Below are 16620 nucleotides of genomic sequence, written 5' to 3' on the forward strand. Positions count from 1 at the left end.
CACTGGATTTGAGTCATACCTGAGTTTTGTGTGCGACTTAAAACCCTGTGGGAGCGGAGCTTGTCGGATCGCCGCACCGCCGCGAAGGCTTCAGAACAGCCACCACAAGTCTCCTAGGCCGGCCCCAGGCTCAAGTCATCCGCCCCTTTGCCACCCGTGCCCTTCTCCAACTTGATCATCAGCCGCAAATCATTGGCTGAATCCGCATACGCCAATGCATCGCGGTAGCTGATCACCCCTTCCTGATGCAATGCATACAACGCCTGGTCCAAGGTCTGCATCCCCTGTTCGGTCGAGCGTTTCATCAACGCCTTGAGCTCCTTGATCTCGCCCTTGCGAATCAGGTCGGCCATCAGCGGCGTATTCAGCAGCACTTCCACCACCGCCCGCCGCCCCTGGCCATCCCGGGTCGGAATCAACTGTTGGGCGACAATCGCCCGCAGGTTGAGGGACAGCTCCATCCAGATCTGCGGGTGCCGGTCCACGGGAAAGAAGTTGATGATCCGCTCCAGCGCCTGGTCGGCATTCGGCGCATGCAGGGTCGCCAGGCACAAGTGCCCGGTTTCCGCGAACGCCAGGGCATGGCCCATGGTCTCCCGGGTGCGCACTTCGCCGATCATGATCAGGTCCGGGGCCTGGCGCAGGGTGTTTTTCAGCGCCACCTCGTAGGAATCGGTGTCGATCCCCACTTCGCGCTGGGTAATGATGCAGTTCTGGTGCTCATGAACGAACTCGATGGGGTCCTCGACCGTGACGATATGGCCGCTGCCCTGCTGGTTGCGGTGGCCGATCATCGCGGCCAGGGAGGTCGACTTGCCGGTGCCGGTGGCCCCGACCAGCATCACCAGCCCGCGCTTGAGCAGTGCCAGTTGCTCGATGATCGGCGGCAGCTTCAGCGTGGCCAGCTCGGGAATCTGCGTCTCGATGCGCCGCAACACCATGCCCGGTTGGCTGCGCTGGTAAAAGGCGCTGACGCGGAACCGGCCAATGCCCTTGGGATGGATGGCGAAATTGCATTCGTGCAGGTGGGTAAAGTCGAGCTTCTGACGTTCGCTCATCAGGCCGAACACCGCGTCCTGGGCCTGTTCCTGGGTCAGCGGGACGCGGGTCACCGGCAGGATCTGGCCGTTGACCTTGAGCGACGGCGGCAGGCCCGGGGTAATAAACAGGTCGGAAGCGCCCTTCTCGACCATCAGGCGCAGCAGTTTCTCGAACTCCATGAGCTTCTCCGCGTCGAATCAGGCACACACCTGTGTGACAGCGTAGAAGCTCACGGGGGGTCGCGTCAGAAGTTGTCCGGGATCTTCGCCTTCTCCCGGGCATTGTCGCGGGTGATCAGGCCCTTGGTCAGCAGTTCCTTGAGGCACATGTCCAGGGTCTGCATGCCCAGCGAGCCGCCGGTCTGGATCGAGGAGTACATCTGCGCCACCTTGTCCTCGCGGATCAGGTTCCGGATCGCCGGGGTGCCGAGCATGATCTCGTGGGCGGCGATACGCCCGCCGCCGACCTTCTTCAGCAGGCTCTGGGAAATCACCGCCTGCAGGGATTCGGAGAGCATCGAGCGAACCATCGACTTCTCCTGCGCCGGAAACACGTCGACCACCCGGTCGATGGTCTTGGCCGCCGAGGTGGTGTGCAGGGTGCCAAACACCAGATGACCGGTTTCCGCGGCAGTCAGCGCCAGGCGGATGGTTTCCAGGTCACGCATCTCGCCCACCAGGATCACGTCCGGGTCCTCCCGCAGGGCCGAACGCAAGGCCGCGGAGAAACTCTGGGTGTCGCGGTGCACTTCACGCTGGTTGACCAGGCATTTCTTCGACTCGTGGACGAATTCGATCGGGTCCTCGATGGTCAGGATATGGTGATGCTTGTTGTTGTTCAGGTGGTCGATCATCGCCGCCAGGGTGGTCGACTTGCCCGAACCGGTCGGCCCGGTCACCAGCACCAGCCCGCGCGGCACCTCGGTGATCTTGCGGAACACCTCGCCCATGCCCAGGTCGCTCATGCTCAGGACTTTCGAGGGAATGGTCCGGAACACCGCGCCCGACCCGCGGTTGTGGTTGAAGGCGTTGACCCGGAATCGCGCCACGCCCGGCACCTCGAAGGAGAAGTCGGTCTCCAGGAACTCCTCGTAGTCCTTGCGCTGGCGGTCGTTCATGATGTCGTAGATCAGGTCGTGGACCTGCTTGTGGTCCAGCGCCGGCAGGTTGATCCGCCGTACATCGCCGTCGACCCGGATCATCGGCGGCAGGCCCGCCGAGAGGTGCAAGTCCGACGCGCCCTGTTTGGCGCTAAAGGCCAGCAGCTCGGTGATATCCATGAGGCTCCCCAATACAGGTAGAATGCCGCAGACTTTTGACCTGCTGGCGAATTTGAATGACCACGATAGCAGACAACATCACCACCGTTGCAGCCCGCATCGCTGCCGCTGCACAGGCCGCCGGCCGCGACAGCGCCAGCATCGGCCTGCTCGCCGTGAGCAAGACCAAGCCCGCCGCCGCCGTGCGCGAAGCCCATGCCGCGGGCCTGCGGGACTTCGGCGAGAATTACCTGCAGGAAGCCCTGGGCAAACAGGCCGAATTGACCGACCTGCCCTTGTGCTGGCACTTCATCGGCCCCATTCAATCGAACAAGACTCGCGCCATCGCCGAGCATTTCGATTGGGTGCACTCCGTGGATCGCCTGAAAATCGCACAACGCCTGTCCGAACAGCGCCCGGCTGACCTGGCGCCGTTGAATATCTGCATCCAGGTCAATGTCAGCGGCGAGGCCAGCAAGTCCGGCTGCACCCCGGCCGACCTGCCGGCCCTGGCCGCAGCCATCAGCGCCTTGCCGAACCTGAAGCTGCGCGGGCTGATGGCGATCCCCGAACCGACCGAAGAGCGTGCCGAACAAGACGCCGCGTTCGCCACCGTGCGGACTTTGCAAGACAGCCTCAACCTGCCGCTCGACACACTTTCCATGGGCATGAGCCACGATCTCGAGTCGGCCATTGCCCAAGGCGCCACCTGGGTGCGGATCGGTACCGCGCTGTTTGGCGCCCGCGATTATGGCCAGGCCTGACATGGCCTCACACACTCGTCTTAAGGATCCGTCATGAGCAAGAATCGAATCACTTTCATCGGCGCCGGCAACATGGCGGCCAGCCTGATCGGCGGCCTGCGTGCCGAGGGCCTGGACGCCGCGCTGATTCGCGCCAGCGATCCCGGCGCCGAGACCCGCGCCCGGGTCCAGGCCGAACACGGTATTGAAGTGTTCGCCGACAACGCCGAGGCCATCCTCGGTGCGGATGTGGTGGTGCTGGCGGTCAAGCCGCAAGCCATGAAGGCCGTGTGCGAAGCCTTGCGTCCCAGCCTGAAGCCCCATCAACTGGTGGTGTCGATTGCCGCCGGTATCACCTGCGCGAGCATGAACAACTGGCTGGGTGAGCAACCGATCGTGCGCTGCATGCCGAACACCCCGGCGCTGCTGCGCCAGGGCGTCAGCGGCCTGTTCGCCACTGCACAGGTGTCCGCCGAACAGCGCCAACAGGCGCAAACCCTGCTGTCGGCCGTCGGCAGCGCCTTCTGGCTGGATGAAGAACAGCAACTGGACGCGGTGACCGCAGTGTCCGGCAGCGGCCCGGCGTACTTCTTCCTGCTGATCGAAGCCATGACCGCCGCCGGCGAGAAACTCGGCCTGCCCCGTGACATCGCCAGCCAACTGACCCTGAAGACCGCCCTGGGCGCCGCCCATATGGCCGTCTCCAGCGATGTTGAGGCCGCCGAGCTGCGCCGTCGCGTGACCTCGCCGGCCGGCACCACGGAAGCCGCGATCAAGACGTTCCAGGCCGGCGGCTTCGAAGCCCTGGTAGAAAAGGCGCTTGGCGCCGCCGCCCACCGTTCGGCCGAAATGGCCGAGCAACTCGGTCAGTAATCCTCGAGGGAACCCTTAATGTTTGCATTCAATAGCGCTGCCATTTTTGTCATTCAAACCCTGGGCAGCCTGTATCTGTTGGTGATTCTGCTGCGTTTCATCCTGCAACTGGTCCGGGCCAACTTCTACAACCCGCTCTGCCAGTTCACCGTGAAAGCCACGCAACCCCTGCTCAAGCCCCTGCGCCGGATCATTCCAAGCATGTTCGGCCTGGACATGTCCTCGCTGGTGCTGGCGATTGCCGTGCAGATGCTGCTGATGGCGGTGATCCTGCTGCTCAGCTACGGCGTCACCGGCAATATCGCCTACCTGCTGATCTGGGCGGTCATCGGCATCACCTCGCTGTTCCTCAAGGTGTTCTTCTTCGCCATGATCATCAGCGTGATCCTTTCCTGGGTCGCGCCCGGCAGCCATAGCCCGGCGGCCGAGCTGGTATTTCAGATCAGCGAACCGGCCCTGGCGCCATTCCGCAAGATCGTGCCGAACCTGGGTGGCCTGGATATCTCGCCGATCCTGGCGTTCCTGGTGATCCAGTTGATCCAGAGCTATGTGATTCCGCCGCTGGCGGTCATGAGCGGCATGCCGGAAGTGCTGTTCCGGTTGATCTGAACAGCCGCGTGGGAGCGGTGTTTATTGTGGGAGCGGAGCTTGCCCGCGAAGCTTTTAGCGGTCTCAAGGGCCCCTTCGCGGGCAAGCTCCGCTCCCACACAAGCGCTGCTCGCCACAAGACCCTGTGCTTCATCAAATAGATTCCAGTCCGGCCTTCGCTTGCCGCTGCTCCCCCCGCTCATTAGACTTACGCCTCATTCAAGCGTGAGCAGGGTCGATGTCCACTGTCTTTCCCCACGATTCCGTCGGGCTGGTCGTGCCGCAAACAGCACATTTCAGCGAGCCCCTGGCCCTGGCCTGCGGCCGTTCCCTGCCGGCCTACGACCTGATCTACGAAACCTACGGCACCCTCAATCCCGCGGCGAGCAACGCCGTGCTGATCTGCCATGCCCTTTCCGGCCATCACCACGCCGCCGGTTTCCACAGCCCCGACGAGCGCAAGCCCGGCTGGTGGGACAGCTGCATCGGCCCCGGCAAGCCCATCGACACCAACAAGTTCTTTGTCGTCAGCCTGAACAACCTTGGCGGCTGCAACGGCTCCACCGGCCCGAGCAGCATCAACCCCGAGACCGGCCGTCCCTTCGGCGCCGATTTCCCGGTGTTGACCGTGGAAGACTGGGTCCACAGCCAGGCCCACCTCGCCGACCGCCTGGGCATCGGCCAGTGGGCCGCGGTGATCGGCGGCAGCCTGGGCGGCATGCAGGCCATGCAATGGAGCATCACCTTCCCCGATCGCGTACGCCATTGCGTCGCCATCGCCTCGGCCCCCAAATTGTCGGCGCAGAACATCGCCTTCAACGAAGTGGCGCGCCAGGCGATCCTCACCGATCCGGAATTCCACGGCGGCTCGTTCCAGGAAAAAGGCGTGATCCCCAAGCGCGGCCTGATGCTGGCGCGCATGGTCGGGCACATCACCTACCTGTCCGATGACTCCATGGGCGAGAAATTCGGCCGTGGCCTCAAGAGCGAAAAGCTCAACTACGACTTCCACAGCGTGGAGTTCCAGGTCGAGAGCTACCTGCGTTACCAGGGCGAGGAGTTTTCCGGGCGTTTTGACGCCAACACCTACCTGTTGATGACCAAGGCCCTGGACTACTTCGACCCGGCGGCCAACTTCAACGACGACCTGGCGCGAACCTTCGCCGGTGCCACGGCCCGCTTCTGCGTGATGTCCTTCACCACCGACTGGCGTTTCTCGCCGGCCCGCTCGCGGGAAATCGTCGATGCGTTGATGGCCGCGCGCAAGGACGTCTGCTACCTGGAAATCGACGCACCACAAGGCCATGACGCCTTCCTGATCCCGATCCCGCGTTACCTGCAGGCGTTCGGCAACTACATGAACCGAATTACGCTGTGAGGACGCCATGAGAGCCGACCTGGAAATCATCCAAGACTGGATCCCCGCCGGCAGCCGCGTGCTCGACCTCGGCTGCGGCGACGGCGAACTGCTGGCCTGGCTGCGGGACAACAAGCAGGTCACCGGCTACGGCCTGGAAAACGACCCGGAGAACATCGCCACCTGCGTGGCCAAGGGCATCAACGTCATCGAGCAGGACCTGGACAAGGGCCTCGGCAACTTTGCCAGCAACAGCTTCGATATCGTGGTCATGACCCAGGCCCTGCAAGCCGTGCACTACCCGGACAAGATCCTCGACGAAATGCTCCGGGTCGGGCGCCAGTGCATCATCACCTTCCCCAACTTCGGTCACTGGCGCTGCCGCTGGTACCTGGCGAGCAAGGGTCGGATGCCGGTTTCGGAATTCCTCCCGTACACCTGGTACAACACGCCGAACATCCACTTCTGCACCTTCGAGGACTTCGAGGCACTGTGCCGCGAGCGGACCGCCAAGGTGATCAACCGGCTTGCCGTGGATCAACAGCACCGCCATGGGTGGGCCAGTAAGCTATGGCCTAATCTATTAGGTGAGATCGGCATTTATCGCGTCAGCAGCCCAGGTCTCAGCGATCACCAGATCGCGGTATAAACCGCACTGCCTCGAGGAGAATGATCATGCTGCGTTCAATTGTGTTTCTAGTGGCGGCCTGCTTCGGCGTCACGGCCATGGCCGCCGATGCCATCAAGGGCGAGCGCCAGGAAGTCTTCGGTGACCTCACCGTGCACTACAACACCTTCAACTCTACCTATATTCAACCGGACGCTGCCCAGCGTGCGGAGTTGGTACGCAGCAAGGATCAGGGTGTGATCAACATCTCGGTGGCCAAGGCCGGCAAACCGCTGGTCGCCCAGGTCAGCGGCAATGTGAAGGACCTGACCGGCAAGAGCGTCACACTGAACTTCAAGCAGATTACCGAGCAGGGCGCCGTCTACTACCTGGCGCAATACCCGGTACCGCAGCAGGAAAACCGCATCTTCGAAATCACCGTCACCGCCGGCGGTGATGCCCACACTTTCAGCTTCAATCAGGAACTTTTCCCAGGCGAATGATGAACTTCAGCCAACTGGTACTGGCCAGCCACAACGCCGGCAAACTCAAAGAACTCCAGGCCATGCTCGGTGGGTCGGTGCAACTGCGCTCGATCGGTGAGTTCAGCAGCGTCGAGCCGGAAGAAACCGGCTTGTCGTTCGTCGAAAACGCCATCCTGAAAGCCCGTAATGCGTCACGCATTTCCGGCCTGCCGGCGCTGGCCGACGATTCCGGGCTGGCAGTGGACTTCCTCGGTGGCGCGCCGGGTATCTATTCGGCCCGCTATGCCGATGGCCAGGGCGATGCGGCGAACAACGCCAAGCTGCTCGAGGCCCTGAAGGACGTCCCCACCGCCGAGCGAGGCGCGCAGTTTGTCTGCGTGCTGGCCTTGGTGCGGCATGCCGATGATCCGCTGCCGATTCTCTGCGAAGGCCTGTGGCACGGACGTATCCTCACCGCCGCCAGCGGCGAGCACGGTTTTGGCTACGACCCGTTGTTCTGGGTACCGGAGCGTGACTGCTCGAGCGCCGAACTGGGTCCGGTCGAAAAGAACCAGCTCAGCCATCGCGCCCGCGCCATGGCCCTGTTGCGCCAGCGCCTGGGCCTGCAATGACCCAGCCCCACGTAGCGCCGCCGCTGATCCACGGCAGCGCGCCAATCCCTCGGGCGGCCATGGCGCAGTTGCCGCCCCTGGCGCTGTATATCCATATCCCCTGGTGCGTGCGCAAATGCCCGTATTGCGACTTCAACTCCCATGCCGCCAGCCCGGTGCTGCCGGAAGAGGAGTATGTCGACGCACTGCTGGCCGACCTCGACCAGGACCTGCACGCGGTGTATGGCCGTGAATTGAGTTCGATCTTCTTCGGTGGCGGCACGCCCAGCCTGTTCAGCGCCCCGGCGCTGGGGCGTTTGCTCAAGGGCGTCGAGGCGCGTATTCCATTTGCCGGCGATATCGAAATCACCCTGGAAGCCAACCCCGGGACCTTCGAGCAGGAAAAATTCATCGCCTATCGCCAGTTGGGCATCAATCGGCTGTCCATCGGTATCCAGAGTTTCCAGGAAGACAAGCTCAAGGCCCTCGGCCGCATCCATACCGGCGGCGAAGCCGTGCGGGCGGCGGATATGGCGCGCCAGGCCGGGTTCGACAACTTCAACCTGGACCTGATGCACGGTTTGCCGGACCAGTCCCTGGACGATGCCCTGGCTGATCTGCGCCAGGCCATTGCCTTGAAGCCCACGCACCTGTCCTGGTACCAGCTCACCCTGGAGCCGAACACGGTGTTCTGGAACCAGCCGCCGACCCTGCCGGAAGACGACACCCTGTGGGATATCCAGGAAGCCGGCCAGGCGCTGTTGGCCGAGCACGGTTACGCCCAGTACGAAGTCTCGGCCTATGCCCAGCCCGGGCGGGCGGCGCGACATAACCTCAACTACTGGAGCTTCGGCGATTTCATCGGTATCGGTGCCGGCGCCCATGGCAAGCTCAGCCACCCGGACGGGCGCATCGTCCGGACGTGGAAAACCCGCCTGCCGAAGGACTACCTGAACCCGGCCAAGGCCTTCCAGGCCGGGGAGAAAGCCCTGGCCAACGAAGAGCTGCCGTTCGAGTTCCTGATGAATGCCCTGCGCCTGACCGAGGGCGTTGACGCCGTCTTGTTTGCGCAACGTACCGGGCTTAGTCTCGACAGCTTGAACGAAGCACGCGCCGAGGCCGAACAAAGTGGCCTGTTGCGGGTCGAACCGTCACGCCTGGCGGCCACCGACCGCGGGCAGCTGTTTCTCAACGACCTGCTGCAATACTTTTTGACCTAAGGAAACCCCATGGACCTGGTACTCGACCTGCTCGCCACGGTATCGCGTTGGAGCCGCAGCAACCTGTCGGAAATCGCCCTGGCGCTGGTGGGCTGCCTGCTGGTGCTGTTTGGCGCGGATATCAAGGGTTGGATCGATCAACGCCTGGGCAGCATTGCCGGTGCCTTGCGCGTACCGCTGCTGGCCCTGCTGTGCATGATCGGCAGCGGCGCGGCCTTGATCTACGCCACGCCCTGGGTGGTGCGCGGCTTGAGCCAGTTCAACAACTACAGCCTGGCGCCGGTGTTGTTGGTGGTGCTGGTGTTGATCGGGGTGGTGGCGGATCGGCGCTGATTGGAACGCGCTTCACCGCCATCGGCCTCAGGCCAGTTTCTCGAACTTCAGGTCCCACACCCCGTGTCCCAGTCGTTCGCCACGGCGTTCGAACTTGGTGATCGGGCGTTCGGCCGGACGCGGCACGCATTTGCCGTCTTCGGCCAGGTTGCGATAACCCGGGGCGACGTTCATCACTTCCAGCATATATTCGGCATACGGCTCCCAGTCGGTGGCCATATGCAAGATCCCACCGACCTTCAACTTGCTGCGCACCAGTTCGGCAAAGGATGCCTGGACGATACGCCGCTTGTGGTGACGGCTCTTGTGCCACGGATCCGGGAAAAACAGCATCAGCCGATCCAGGCTGTTGTCCGCCACGCAGCGGTTGAGCACTTCAATGGCATCGCAGTCGTAGACCCGCAGGTTCTTCAGCCCCTGGGTCAGCACGCCATTGAGCAGCGCCCCAACACCCGGACGGTGCACTTCCACACCGATAAAATCCTGCTCGGGTGCCGCCGCCGCCATTTCCAGCAGGGAATGCCCCATGCCGAAGCCGATTTCCAGCGAGCGTGGCGCCGAGCGACCGAACACCTGGTCAAAATCCACCGGCGCATCGGCCAGCGGCAGGACGAACAGCGGCGTGCCCTGTTCCAGGCCCTTCTGCTGGCCTTCGGTCATGCGCCCGGCGCGCATCACGAAACTCTTGATACGGCGGTGTTGGCGCTCTTCGCCTTCTTCCGGCTGGATTGGCGTGTCGTTCGATTCAGTCATCAAAGGCTCTTACTTGATCAGACCATCCAGCGGCGAGGAAGCGCTGGCATAGAGTTTTTTCGGCATGCGACCGGCGAGGTAGGCCAGGCGACCGGCAACGATGGCGTGTTTCATGGCTTCGGCCATCAGGATCGGCTGCTGGGCGTGGGCGATGGCCGAGTTCATCAGCACCGCCTCGCAACCCAGTTCCATGGCAATGGTGGCGTCGGAGGCGGTACCGACACCAGCATCCACCAGCACCGGGATCTTGGCTTCTTCGAGGATGATCTGCAGGTTGTACGGGTTGCAGATCCCCAGGCCCGTGCCGATCAGGCCGGCCAGCGGCATGACCGCGATGCAGCCGATTTCCGCCAGTTGCCGGGCGATGATCGGGTCATCGCTGGTGTAGACCATCACGTCGAAACCTTCCTTGACCAGCACTTCGGCGGCCTTGAGGGTTTCGATCACGTTGGGGAACAGGGTTTTCTGGTCGGCCAGGACTTCCAGCTTCACCAGGTTGTGGCCGTCCAGCAGCTCACGGGCCAGGCGGCAGGTGCGCACGGCTTCGATGGCGTCGTAGCAACCGGCGGTATTCGGCAGGATGGTGTAGCGATCCGGCGGCAGGATATCCAGCAGGTTCGGCTCGCCCGGGTTCTGCCCCAGATTGGTCCGGCGCACCGCCACGGTGACGATCTCGGCCCCCGAGGCCTCGATGGCCAGGCGGGTTTCTTCCATGTCGCGGTATTTGCCAGTACCCACCAGCAGGCGGGACTGATAGGTACGGCCGGCCAGCACGAAGGGCTTGTCGCTGCGAACAGTGCTCATTCGGAAATCCTCTTGAAAGGTTGAGGGCTTGCAGGGTGGATCAGGGCGTGGGACTGCAGGGGCGATTAACCGCCACCGATAGCGTGTACCACTTCGACCTGATCGCCTTCACGCAGGGCGGTGTCGGCATGCTGGCTGCGCGGGACGATATCCAGGTTCAGCTCCACCGCCACCCGCCGCCCGACCAGGTCGAGCCGGGCCAGCAACGCCGCGACGGTCTCGCCATCGGGCAGTTCAAAGGGTTCACCGTTCAATTGAATGCGCATGCGCCGGGCTGCCATCATTTTTAGGGGTCAGCATTCTAGCCCGATCAGTCCGGGCGACCCAAGCCATTCGTCGACCTGGCGGTCAGCTCAAGCCGCCTGCAGGCGCCAGGCGGCCAGACCGAGGCAGAACCAGCCGATCAGGAAGCCCAGGCCGCCGAACGGGGTGATGATGCCCAGCTTGCTCACACCGGTCAGGGTCAACAGATACAGGCTGCCGGAGAACAGGATAATCCCGAAGGCGAACGACAGGCCGGCCCAGGTGACCAGACGCCCCGGAATATGGGTCGCCAGCAGCGCCACGCCGAACAGCGCGAGGGCGTGCACCAGCTGATAGGTCACCCCGGTGTGGAAGATCGCCAGGTACTCCGAGCTCAGGCGGTCTTTCAGGCCGTGGGCGGCAAAGGCACCGAGGGCGACGCCGGTAAAACCGAAAAAGGCGGCCAGCAGCAAAAAACCACGCAACATGACGAACTCCATTCAGGGGGCACAGGGTCTGTATAATGGCCCGCTCCCACGCCCCGGCCAAGCCATCTCTATGTTGTCATTCCTTTTCCGCCGCCTCGTCACCGTCCTGAAATGGTTCGCCATCGGCAGTGTGTTGCTGGTGCTGCTGTTTCGTTGGGTGCCGCCGCCCGGGACCGCGCTGATGGTCGAACGCAAGATCGAGTCCTGGACCGATGGCGAGCCCATTGACCTGCAACGCAGCTGGCGCCCGTGGGAACAGATCTCCGACGAGCTGAAAGTGGCGGTAATGGCCGGCGAGGACCAGAAATTCCCCGAGCACTGGGGTTTCGACTTCGATGCGATCCAGGCCGCGTTTGAACACAACGAGCGCGGCGGTTCGATTCGCGGTGCCAGCACCTTGAGCCAGCAGGTGTCGAAGAACCTGTTCCTGTGGTCCGGTCGCAGTTATTTGCGCAAAGGGCTAGAAGCCTGGTTTACCGCGCTGATCGAGCTGACCTGGCCCAAGCAACGGATTCTCGAGGTGTACCTGAACAGCGTGGAGTGGGACGACGGCGTGTTCGGCGCGGAAGCGGCGGCGCGGCATCACTTCGGCGTCAGCGCGGCGGGCTTGTCGCGCCAGCAGGCCAGCTTGCTGGCGGCGGTGCTGCCCAATCCGCGGGAATGGAGCGCCAGTCACCCGAGCACCTACGTGGCACGCCGGGCGGGCTGGATTCGCCAGCAGATGAGCCAGTTGGGTGGGGATGAGTACCTGAGCGGGCTGAACAACTCGCGCAAGGCGCCCTGGGCGTTGTGATCTCCAGGGCCTCATCGCGAGCAAGCTTGCTCCTACAGTGTTGGCGGCGAGCCACAATGTTGTGAACGACGCTGACCCTGTAGGAGCAAGCTTGCTCGCGGTGAGGCCTGTCCAGACGCCGAAAATTTCGAACGTCGAAACAAAAACGCCCCGATCAGATCGGGGCGTTTTTTATTGCTTCAGCACTTAAGCGGCAATCGACAACTTCAGCTTGTTCATCGCACTCTTTTCCAGCTGGCGAATACGCTCGGCCGAAACGTTGTACTTCTGCGCAAGGTCGTGCAGCGTGGCTTTCTCTTCCGCCAACCAGCGCTGGTAGAGAATATCGCGGCTGCGCTCGTCGAGCACTTCCAGGGCTTCATGCAGGTTGCTGTTGGAGTTTTCGCTCCAATCGGCATCCTCCAGCTGACGCGCCGGGTCATACCGGTGGTCTTCCAGGTAATTGGCCGGAGACTGGAAAGCACTGTCGTCGTCGGCTTCCGCCGCCGGGTCGAAGGCCATGTCCTGGCCGGTCAGGCGGCTTTCCATCTCGCGCACTTCACGGGGTTCCACGCCGAGGCTTTCGGCCACGCGGTGGACTTCCTCGTTGTTCAGCCAGGCCAGACGCTTTTTCTGGCTACGCAGGTTGAAGAACAGCTTGCGCTGGGCCTTGGTGGTGGCCACTTTCACAATGCGCCAGTTGCGCAGGATGAACTCGTGGATTTCCGCCTTGATCCAGTGCACGGCGAACGACACCAGGCGCACACCCATTTCCGGGTTGAAGCGCTTCACGGCCTTCATCAGGCCGACGTTGCCTTCCTGGATCAGGTCAGCCTGGGCCAGCCCGTAGCCGGAATAGCTACGGGCGATATGGACGACAAAACGCAGGTGGGCGAGCACCATCTGCCGAGCCGCCCCAAGATCCTGCTCATAATAGAGACTCTCGGCCAGTTCACGCTCCTGCTCCGGCGTCAGCAAAGGAATGCTGTTCACCGTGTTCACGTAGGCTTCCAGGTTCGCACCCGGGACCAACGCGTAGACAGGTTGCAAAGAAGTGGTCATACGAAAAAACCTCCGACTCACATAACTCGTGCAGTGATGCACTGCGAAAATTGACCGGGAACCGTAGGACAAGTTCCCTAAACCACCAATACGGTCAATACAAACGAAACCACATTAATCTGACATTAACTACTTCGGTGCCAGCTCACGTAAATGCCGTGCGACCGCAATCCAAGCACCGATATACCCCAAGAGCACCGCCCCAAGCAACAATGACAGACCATCGGCCACCGGCACACCGGCCAGGGAAAAGTCGCTGCCGTAGAGACCGGCCAGCCCGACCACCGCGTCATTCAGCCAGTTCAGGCCATAAGCCAACACGCCCCAGGACAAAAACCCGGCACCAAAGCCATAAAGCGCGCCCATATAGAGAAAAGGCCTACGCACATAGCTATCAGTGCCGCCGACCAGTTTAATCACTTCGATCTCGGTGCGGCGGTTTTCAATATGAAGACGAATGGTATTGCCTATCACCAAAAGTAATGCAGACACCAGCAGCACCGTCAGGCCGAAGACAAAGCGGTCGCCCAGCTTGAGAATAGCTGCCAGACGCTCGACCCAGACCAGGTCCAGTTGCGCCTGTTGCACCTTGGGCAACTCGGCCAGGCGCTGGCGCAGGGCTTCCAATGTCGCCTTGTCGACTTCGTTCGGCGTCACCAGCACCACCCCCGGCAGGGGGTTCTGCGGTAATTCCTTGAGGGCTTCGCCCAGGCCCGACTGCTGCTGGAACTCGTCCAGGGCCTTTTCCTTGCTGATGTACTCGGCATCCGCGACGCCGGGCATGGCCTTGATCTGTTCGCTGAGGTGCGCGCCTTCGGTCGGGCTGGCATCCAGTTGCAGGTACAGGGAGATCTGCGCCGCGCGCTGCCAGGAGCCACCCAGGCGCTCGACATTGTTCAGCAGCAGCGACAAGCCCATGGGCAGGCTCAGGGCCACGGCCATCACCAGGCAGGTAAAGAAGCTGCCGATCGGCTGCTTGCCCAGGCGGCGCAGGCTGTCCACCAGGCTGGCGCGATGGCTTTCGATCCAGGCGCTGAGCAGGGTGCCGAAGTCCGGACCGTCGTCTTCGTTGCGTTTTTTCTTCGGCGGCTGCGGGTCGCTGGCTTTCGGGGCCACGCGTTCGGCTACCTTGGGGCTGCGAGTCGCACTCATTCGCCTGCCTCCCCGTCGCCGATCAATCGGCCGCGTTGCAGGGTCAGCATGCGGTGGCGCATGCGGGCGATCAGGGCCAGGTCGTGGCTGGCGATCAGCACGCTGGTGCCCAGGCGGTTGATGTCTTCGAACACGCCCATGATTTCCGCCGCCAGGCGCGGGTCGAGGTTACCGGTGGGTTCGTCCGCCAGCAGCAAGGCCGGGCGATGGACGATGGCACGGGCAATACCGACACGCTGTTGCTGGCCGGTGGAAAGATCGCCGGGGTAGAGGTCGGTCTTGTCCGACAGGGCCACGCGCTCCAGGGCCGAATCCACGCGTTTGACGATCTCGGCCTTGGACAGGCCGAGGATCTGCAACGGCAAGGCGACGTTGTTGAACACCGTGCGATCGAACAGCAACTGGTGGTTCTGGAACACCACGCCGATCTGCCGGCGCAGGAACGGAATCTGTGCGTTGCTGATCTGGCCCAGATCCTGCCCGGCCAGCAGCAGTTTGCCGGTGGTCGGACGTTCCATCGCCAGCAGCAGGCGCAACAGGGTACTTTTGCCCGCGCCGGAATGCCCGGTCACGAACAGGAATTCACCACGACGCACCCGAAAGCTCAGTTCATGCAAGCCGACATGACCGTTCGGATAGCGCTTACCGACCTGTTCGAAACGAATCATGAATGCTCCCGCTCCGCGAAAAGGGCCTGGACAAAGGGTTCGGCTTCGAAGGTACGCAGATCATCGATCCCTTCACCGACGCCGATGTAACGAATCGGCAGGCCAAACTGCTTGGCCAGGGCAAAGATCACCCCGCCCTTGGCGGTCCCATCGAGCTTAGTCAATGCCAGGCCGGTCAGTTGGACCGTCTGGTTGAATTGCTTGGCCTGGTTAATGGCGTTCTGCCCAGTCCCGGCGTCGAGCACCAGCAGCACCTCGTGGGGCGCGTCTACGTCGAGCTTGGCAATCACCCGACGGACCTTCTTCAGTTCTTCCATCAGGTTGTCTTTGGTGTGCAGGCGACCGGCGGTGTCGGCGATCAGCACGTCGATACCGCGCGCCTTGGCCGCCTGTACCGCATCGAAGATTACCGAAGCCGAGTCGGCACCGGTGTGCTGGGCGATGACCGGGATCTGGTTGCGCTCACCCCACACCTGCAGTTGCTCCACCGCCGCCGCGCGGAAGGTGTCGCCCGCCGCCAGCATGACTTTCTTGCCGTCGAGCTGCAGCTTCTTCGCCAGTTTGCCGATGGTGGTGGTCTTGCCGGCGCCGTTGACGCCCACTACCAGGATCACGAAGGGTTTGTGCTGCGAATCGATCTTCAGCGGCTGTTCGACCGGCTTGAGCATCGCGGTCAGCTCGGCCTGCAACGAGGCGTAGAGCGCGTCGCTGTCGGTCAACTGCTTGCGGGCGACTTTCTGGGTCAGGCTCTGGATGATCACCGAGGTGGCTTCAACACCCACGTCGGCGGTCAGCAGACGGGTTTCCAGCTCTTCGAGCAGGTCGTCGTCAATGGCCTTCTTGCCCAGGAACAGGCTGGCCATGCCTTCGCCAATACTGGCGCTGGTCTTGGACAGGCCCTGTTTGAGGCGGGTAAAGAAGCCGACCTTGGTCTCTTCGGAAACGGGCTTGGCCGGTTCGGCAGTCACCGGTTCAGCCACCGCAACCGGAGCCGGAGCAACCACAGGCGTCACGACCGGCGCGGGTGCCGGGACTGGTGCAGGTGCAGGTGCAGGTGCAGAGACTGGAGCTGGAGCTGGAGCTGGAGCTGGAGCTGGAGCTGGAGCTGGAGCCTCGACAATCGGCGCAATGACCGGCGCTGGCACCGGTTCGGCGATGAACGGTTCAGGTGCGGCCACTTCAGCGACCGGCGCAACAGCCGTCAGCGGAATCGGCGGGGTGATATGCGGCGCCTGAACATCCTCGACCAGGGCCACCGGCTCCTCGGCCACGGGCAGGCTCGGCCAGGGCTCATGCACCGGGGCAGCCGGTGCGGCGGCAGGCGCTTCAACCACCGGCACGCTGATCGGCAACGGCTCGGCGGCCACCGGCAACGCCTCGCTCACTGGCGCGGGCGTGGCCTCAGGAGTCGGTTGTGGCTGTTCGACGACGGCTTCCTGCGGTTTTTTACGCAGCCAGCCGAACAGGCTTTTTTTCTCGCCAGCCGGGGCTGGGGTCTTCTTGTCGTCGTTGGAACCAAACATGGAGGACGGCTATCTCACGGTAGCGACGCGCCAAGGTGGCGCTTCGGCAAATAATATTCT

General features: G+C 62.8%; 20 protein-coding genes. 10 read left to right on the top strand and 10 right to left on the bottom strand.

All coding sequences use genetic code 11. The annotated features are described in order from the left end of the window. Positions 1–113 precede the first annotated feature (113 nt). Both M5C71_RS30945 and M5C71_RS30950 read right to left on the bottom strand, forming a co-directional pair. The gene (locus M5C71_RS30945; RefSeq protein WP_248769502.1) at positions 114–1220 is read right to left on the bottom strand and encodes a PilT/PilU family type 4a pilus ATPase; all 1107 of its coding nucleotides are present in this window, start codon (positions 1218–1220) and stop codon (positions 114–116) included. A gap of 65 nt (positions 1221–1285) precedes the next feature. Further along, entirely contained in the window at positions 1286–2320 is a 1035-nt protein-coding gene (locus M5C71_RS30950; RefSeq protein ID WP_248769503.1) for a type IV pilus twitching motility protein PilT, read from the bottom strand. A 56-nt stretch (positions 2321–2376) separates the two neighbouring features. Between M5C71_RS30950 and M5C71_RS30955 the strand changes: the two genes are divergently transcribed. The 9 genes from M5C71_RS30955 to M5C71_RS30995 all read left to right on the top strand — a co-directional run bounded on the left by M5C71_RS30955 (position 2377) and on the right by M5C71_RS30995 (position 9095). Further along, positions 2377–3063 (top strand): YggS family pyridoxal phosphate-dependent enzyme, encoded by a 687-nt coding sequence (locus tag M5C71_RS30955; protein ID WP_152736823.1) that lies wholly within the window; start codon positions 2377–2379, stop codon positions 3061–3063. A 33-nt stretch (positions 3064–3096) separates the two neighbouring features. Beyond that, a complete protein-coding gene (proC, locus tag M5C71_RS30960; protein WP_248769504.1) occupies positions 3097–3915 on the top strand; it encodes a pyrroline-5-carboxylate reductase in 819 nt (272 codons plus the stop codon). An 18-nt stretch (positions 3916–3933) separates the two neighbouring features. Continuing rightward, positions 3934–4524: a YggT family protein gene (locus M5C71_RS30965; RefSeq protein ID WP_248769505.1), complete on the top strand. Its 591-nt coding sequence runs from the start codon at positions 3934–3936 to the stop codon at positions 4522–4524. Positions 4525–4741: 217 nt separating this feature from the next. Then, positions 4742–5881 carry a homoserine O-acetyltransferase gene (locus M5C71_RS30970; RefSeq protein ID WP_103494441.1) on the top strand — a complete coding sequence of 380 codons (1140 nt, stop codon included), beginning with the start codon at positions 4742–4744 and terminating at the stop codon, positions 5879–5881. A gap of 7 nt (positions 5882–5888) precedes the next feature. After that, complete coding sequence (metW, locus tag M5C71_RS30975; RefSeq protein ID WP_103494442.1) at positions 5889–6509, top strand: methionine biosynthesis protein MetW; 621 nt, start codon at positions 5889–5891, stop codon at positions 6507–6509. Positions 6510–6535: 26 nt separating this feature from the next. Beyond that, positions 6536–6970: a DUF4426 domain-containing protein gene (locus M5C71_RS30980; protein ID WP_248769506.1), complete on the top strand. Its 435-nt coding sequence runs from the start codon at positions 6536–6538 to the stop codon at positions 6968–6970. Further along, positions 6967–7563 (top strand): RdgB/HAM1 family non-canonical purine NTP pyrophosphatase, encoded by a 597-nt coding sequence (gene rdgB, locus M5C71_RS30985; RefSeq protein ID WP_152736818.1) that lies wholly within the window; start codon positions 6967–6969, stop codon positions 7561–7563. Before M5C71_RS30980 ends, rdgB begins: the two co-directional genes overlap by 4 nt. Before the next feature lie 59 nt (positions 7564–7622). Further along, complete coding sequence (gene hemW, locus M5C71_RS30990; protein WP_248769530.1) at positions 7623–8762, top strand: radical SAM family heme chaperone HemW; 1140 nt, start codon at positions 7623–7625, stop codon at positions 8760–8762. Positions 8763–8771: 9 nt separating this feature from the next. Next, complete coding sequence (locus M5C71_RS30995; RefSeq protein WP_060781995.1) at positions 8772–9095, top strand: DUF3392 domain-containing protein; 324 nt, start codon at positions 8772–8774, stop codon at positions 9093–9095. Positions 9096–9122: 27 nt separating this feature from the next. On the opposite strand, the gene trmB is transcribed toward M5C71_RS30995, so the two are convergent. The 4 genes from trmB to M5C71_RS31015 all read right to left on the bottom strand — a co-directional run bounded on the left by trmB (position 9123) and on the right by M5C71_RS31015 (position 11383). Then, positions 9123–9848: a tRNA (guanosine(46)-N7)-methyltransferase TrmB gene (gene trmB / locus M5C71_RS31000; RefSeq protein ID WP_152736816.1), complete on the bottom strand. Its 726-nt coding sequence runs from the start codon at positions 9846–9848 to the stop codon at positions 9123–9125. 9 nt (positions 9849–9857) lie between these two features. Next, entirely contained in the window at positions 9858–10652 is a 795-nt protein-coding gene (locus tag M5C71_RS31005; protein ID WP_100944605.1) for a thiazole synthase, read from the bottom strand. A gap of 65 nt (positions 10653–10717) precedes the next feature. Next, positions 10718–10918: a sulfur carrier protein ThiS gene (gene thiS / locus M5C71_RS31010; RefSeq protein ID WP_100944604.1), complete on the bottom strand. Its 201-nt coding sequence runs from the start codon at positions 10916–10918 to the stop codon at positions 10718–10720. 87 nt (positions 10919–11005) lie between these two features. Further along, complete coding sequence (locus M5C71_RS31015; RefSeq protein WP_177100990.1) at positions 11006–11383, bottom strand: DUF423 domain-containing protein; 378 nt, start codon at positions 11381–11383, stop codon at positions 11006–11008. A 70-nt stretch (positions 11384–11453) separates the two neighbouring features. On the opposite strand from M5C71_RS31015, the gene mtgA reads away from it, so the two are divergent. After that, on the top strand, positions 11454–12176 hold the full coding sequence (gene mtgA / locus M5C71_RS31020) for a monofunctional biosynthetic peptidoglycan transglycosylase (protein ID WP_103494448.1): 723 nt from the start codon (positions 11454–11456) through the stop codon (positions 12174–12176). Between the two features lie 186 nt (positions 12177–12362). Here mtgA and rpoH read toward each other — a convergent pair whose 3' ends face one another. The 4 genes from rpoH to ftsY form a co-directional block, all read right to left on the bottom strand. Next, positions 12363–13217: an RNA polymerase sigma factor RpoH gene (gene rpoH, locus M5C71_RS31025; protein ID WP_100944601.1), complete on the bottom strand. Its 855-nt coding sequence runs from the start codon at positions 13215–13217 to the stop codon at positions 12363–12365. Positions 13218–13346: 129 nt separating this feature from the next. Further along, the gene (ftsX, locus tag M5C71_RS31030; protein ID WP_103494449.1) at positions 13347–14369 is read right to left on the bottom strand and encodes a permease-like cell division protein FtsX; all 1023 of its coding nucleotides are present in this window, start codon (positions 14367–14369) and stop codon (positions 13347–13349) included. Further along, complete coding sequence (gene ftsE / locus M5C71_RS31035; protein WP_100944599.1) at positions 14366–15037, bottom strand: cell division ATP-binding protein FtsE; 672 nt, start codon at positions 15035–15037, stop codon at positions 14366–14368. Before ftsE ends, ftsX begins: the two co-directional genes overlap by 4 nt. Next, positions 15034–16560 (bottom strand): signal recognition particle-docking protein FtsY, encoded by a 1527-nt coding sequence (gene ftsY, locus M5C71_RS31040; protein WP_248769507.1) that lies wholly within the window; start codon positions 16558–16560, stop codon positions 15034–15036. Before ftsY ends, ftsE begins: the two co-directional genes overlap by 4 nt. Positions 16561–16620 lie beyond the last annotated feature (60 nt).

The sequence above is a fragment of the Pseudomonas sp. MWU12-2345 genome (assembly GCF_023242385.1).
GTDB lineage: Bacteria > Pseudomonadota > Gammaproteobacteria > Pseudomonadales > Pseudomonadaceae > Aquipseudomonas > Aquipseudomonas gingeri_D.

What these genes read in the sequence shown, in the direction of transcription:
- proC (WP_248769504.1), top strand. Translation starts at nt 3,097, where the DNA reads ATGAGCAAGAATCGAATCACTTTCATCGGCGCCGGCAACATGGCGGCC.
- rpoH (WP_100944601.1), bottom strand. Translation starts at nt 13,217, where the DNA reads ATGACCACTTCTTTGCAACCTGTCTACGCGTTGGTCCCGGGTGCGAAC.
- M5C71_RS31005 (WP_100944605.1), bottom strand. Translation starts at nt 10,652, where the DNA reads ATGAGCACTGTTCGCAGCGACAAGCCCTTCGTGCTGGCCGGCCGTACC.
- M5C71_RS30965 (WP_248769505.1), top strand. Translation starts at nt 3,934, where the DNA reads ATGTTTGCATTCAATAGCGCTGCCATTTTTGTCATTCAAACCCTGGGC.
- rdgB (WP_152736818.1), top strand. Translation starts at nt 6,967, where the DNA reads ATGATGAACTTCAGCCAACTGGTACTGGCCAGCCACAACGCCGGCAAA.
- mtgA (WP_103494448.1), top strand. Translation starts at nt 11,454, where the DNA reads ATGTTGTCATTCCTTTTCCGCCGCCTCGTCACCGTCCTGAAATGGTTC.
- thiS (WP_100944604.1), bottom strand. Translation starts at nt 10,918, where the DNA reads ATGCGCATTCAATTGAACGGTGAACCCTTTGAACTGCCCGATGGCGAG.
- M5C71_RS30950 (WP_248769503.1), bottom strand. Translation starts at nt 2,320, where the DNA reads ATGGATATCACCGAGCTGCTGGCCTTTAGCGCCAAACAGGGCGCGTCG.
- M5C71_RS30995 (WP_060781995.1), top strand. Translation starts at nt 8,772, where the DNA reads ATGGACCTGGTACTCGACCTGCTCGCCACGGTATCGCGTTGGAGCCGC.
- hemW (WP_248769530.1), top strand. Translation starts at nt 7,623, where the DNA reads ATGGCGCAGTTGCCGCCCCTGGCGCTGTATATCCATATCCCCTGGTGC.
- M5C71_RS30970 (WP_103494441.1), top strand. Translation starts at nt 4,742, where the DNA reads ATGTCCACTGTCTTTCCCCACGATTCCGTCGGGCTGGTCGTGCCGCAA.
- M5C71_RS30980 (WP_248769506.1), top strand. Translation starts at nt 6,536, where the DNA reads ATGCTGCGTTCAATTGTGTTTCTAGTGGCGGCCTGCTTCGGCGTCACG.
- M5C71_RS30955 (WP_152736823.1), top strand. Translation starts at nt 2,377, where the DNA reads ATGACCACGATAGCAGACAACATCACCACCGTTGCAGCCCGCATCGCT.
- ftsX (WP_103494449.1), bottom strand. Translation starts at nt 14,369, where the DNA reads ATGAGTGCGACTCGCAGCCCCAAGGTAGCCGAACGCGTGGCCCCGAAA.
- metW (WP_103494442.1), top strand. Translation starts at nt 5,889, where the DNA reads ATGAGAGCCGACCTGGAAATCATCCAAGACTGGATCCCCGCCGGCAGC.
- M5C71_RS30945 (WP_248769502.1), bottom strand. Translation starts at nt 1,220, where the DNA reads ATGGAGTTCGAGAAACTGCTGCGCCTGATGGTCGAGAAGGGCGCTTCC.
- ftsY (WP_248769507.1), bottom strand. Translation starts at nt 16,560, where the DNA reads ATGTTTGGTTCCAACGACGACAAGAAGACCCCAGCCCCGGCTGGCGAG.
- M5C71_RS31015 (WP_177100990.1), bottom strand. Translation starts at nt 11,383, where the DNA reads ATGTTGCGTGGTTTTTTGCTGCTGGCCGCCTTTTTCGGTTTTACCGGC.
- trmB (WP_152736816.1), bottom strand. Translation starts at nt 9,848, where the DNA reads ATGACTGAATCGAACGACACGCCAATCCAGCCGGAAGAAGGCGAAGAG.
- ftsE (WP_100944599.1), bottom strand. Translation starts at nt 15,037, where the DNA reads ATGATTCGTTTCGAACAGGTCGGTAAGCGCTATCCGAACGGTCATGTC.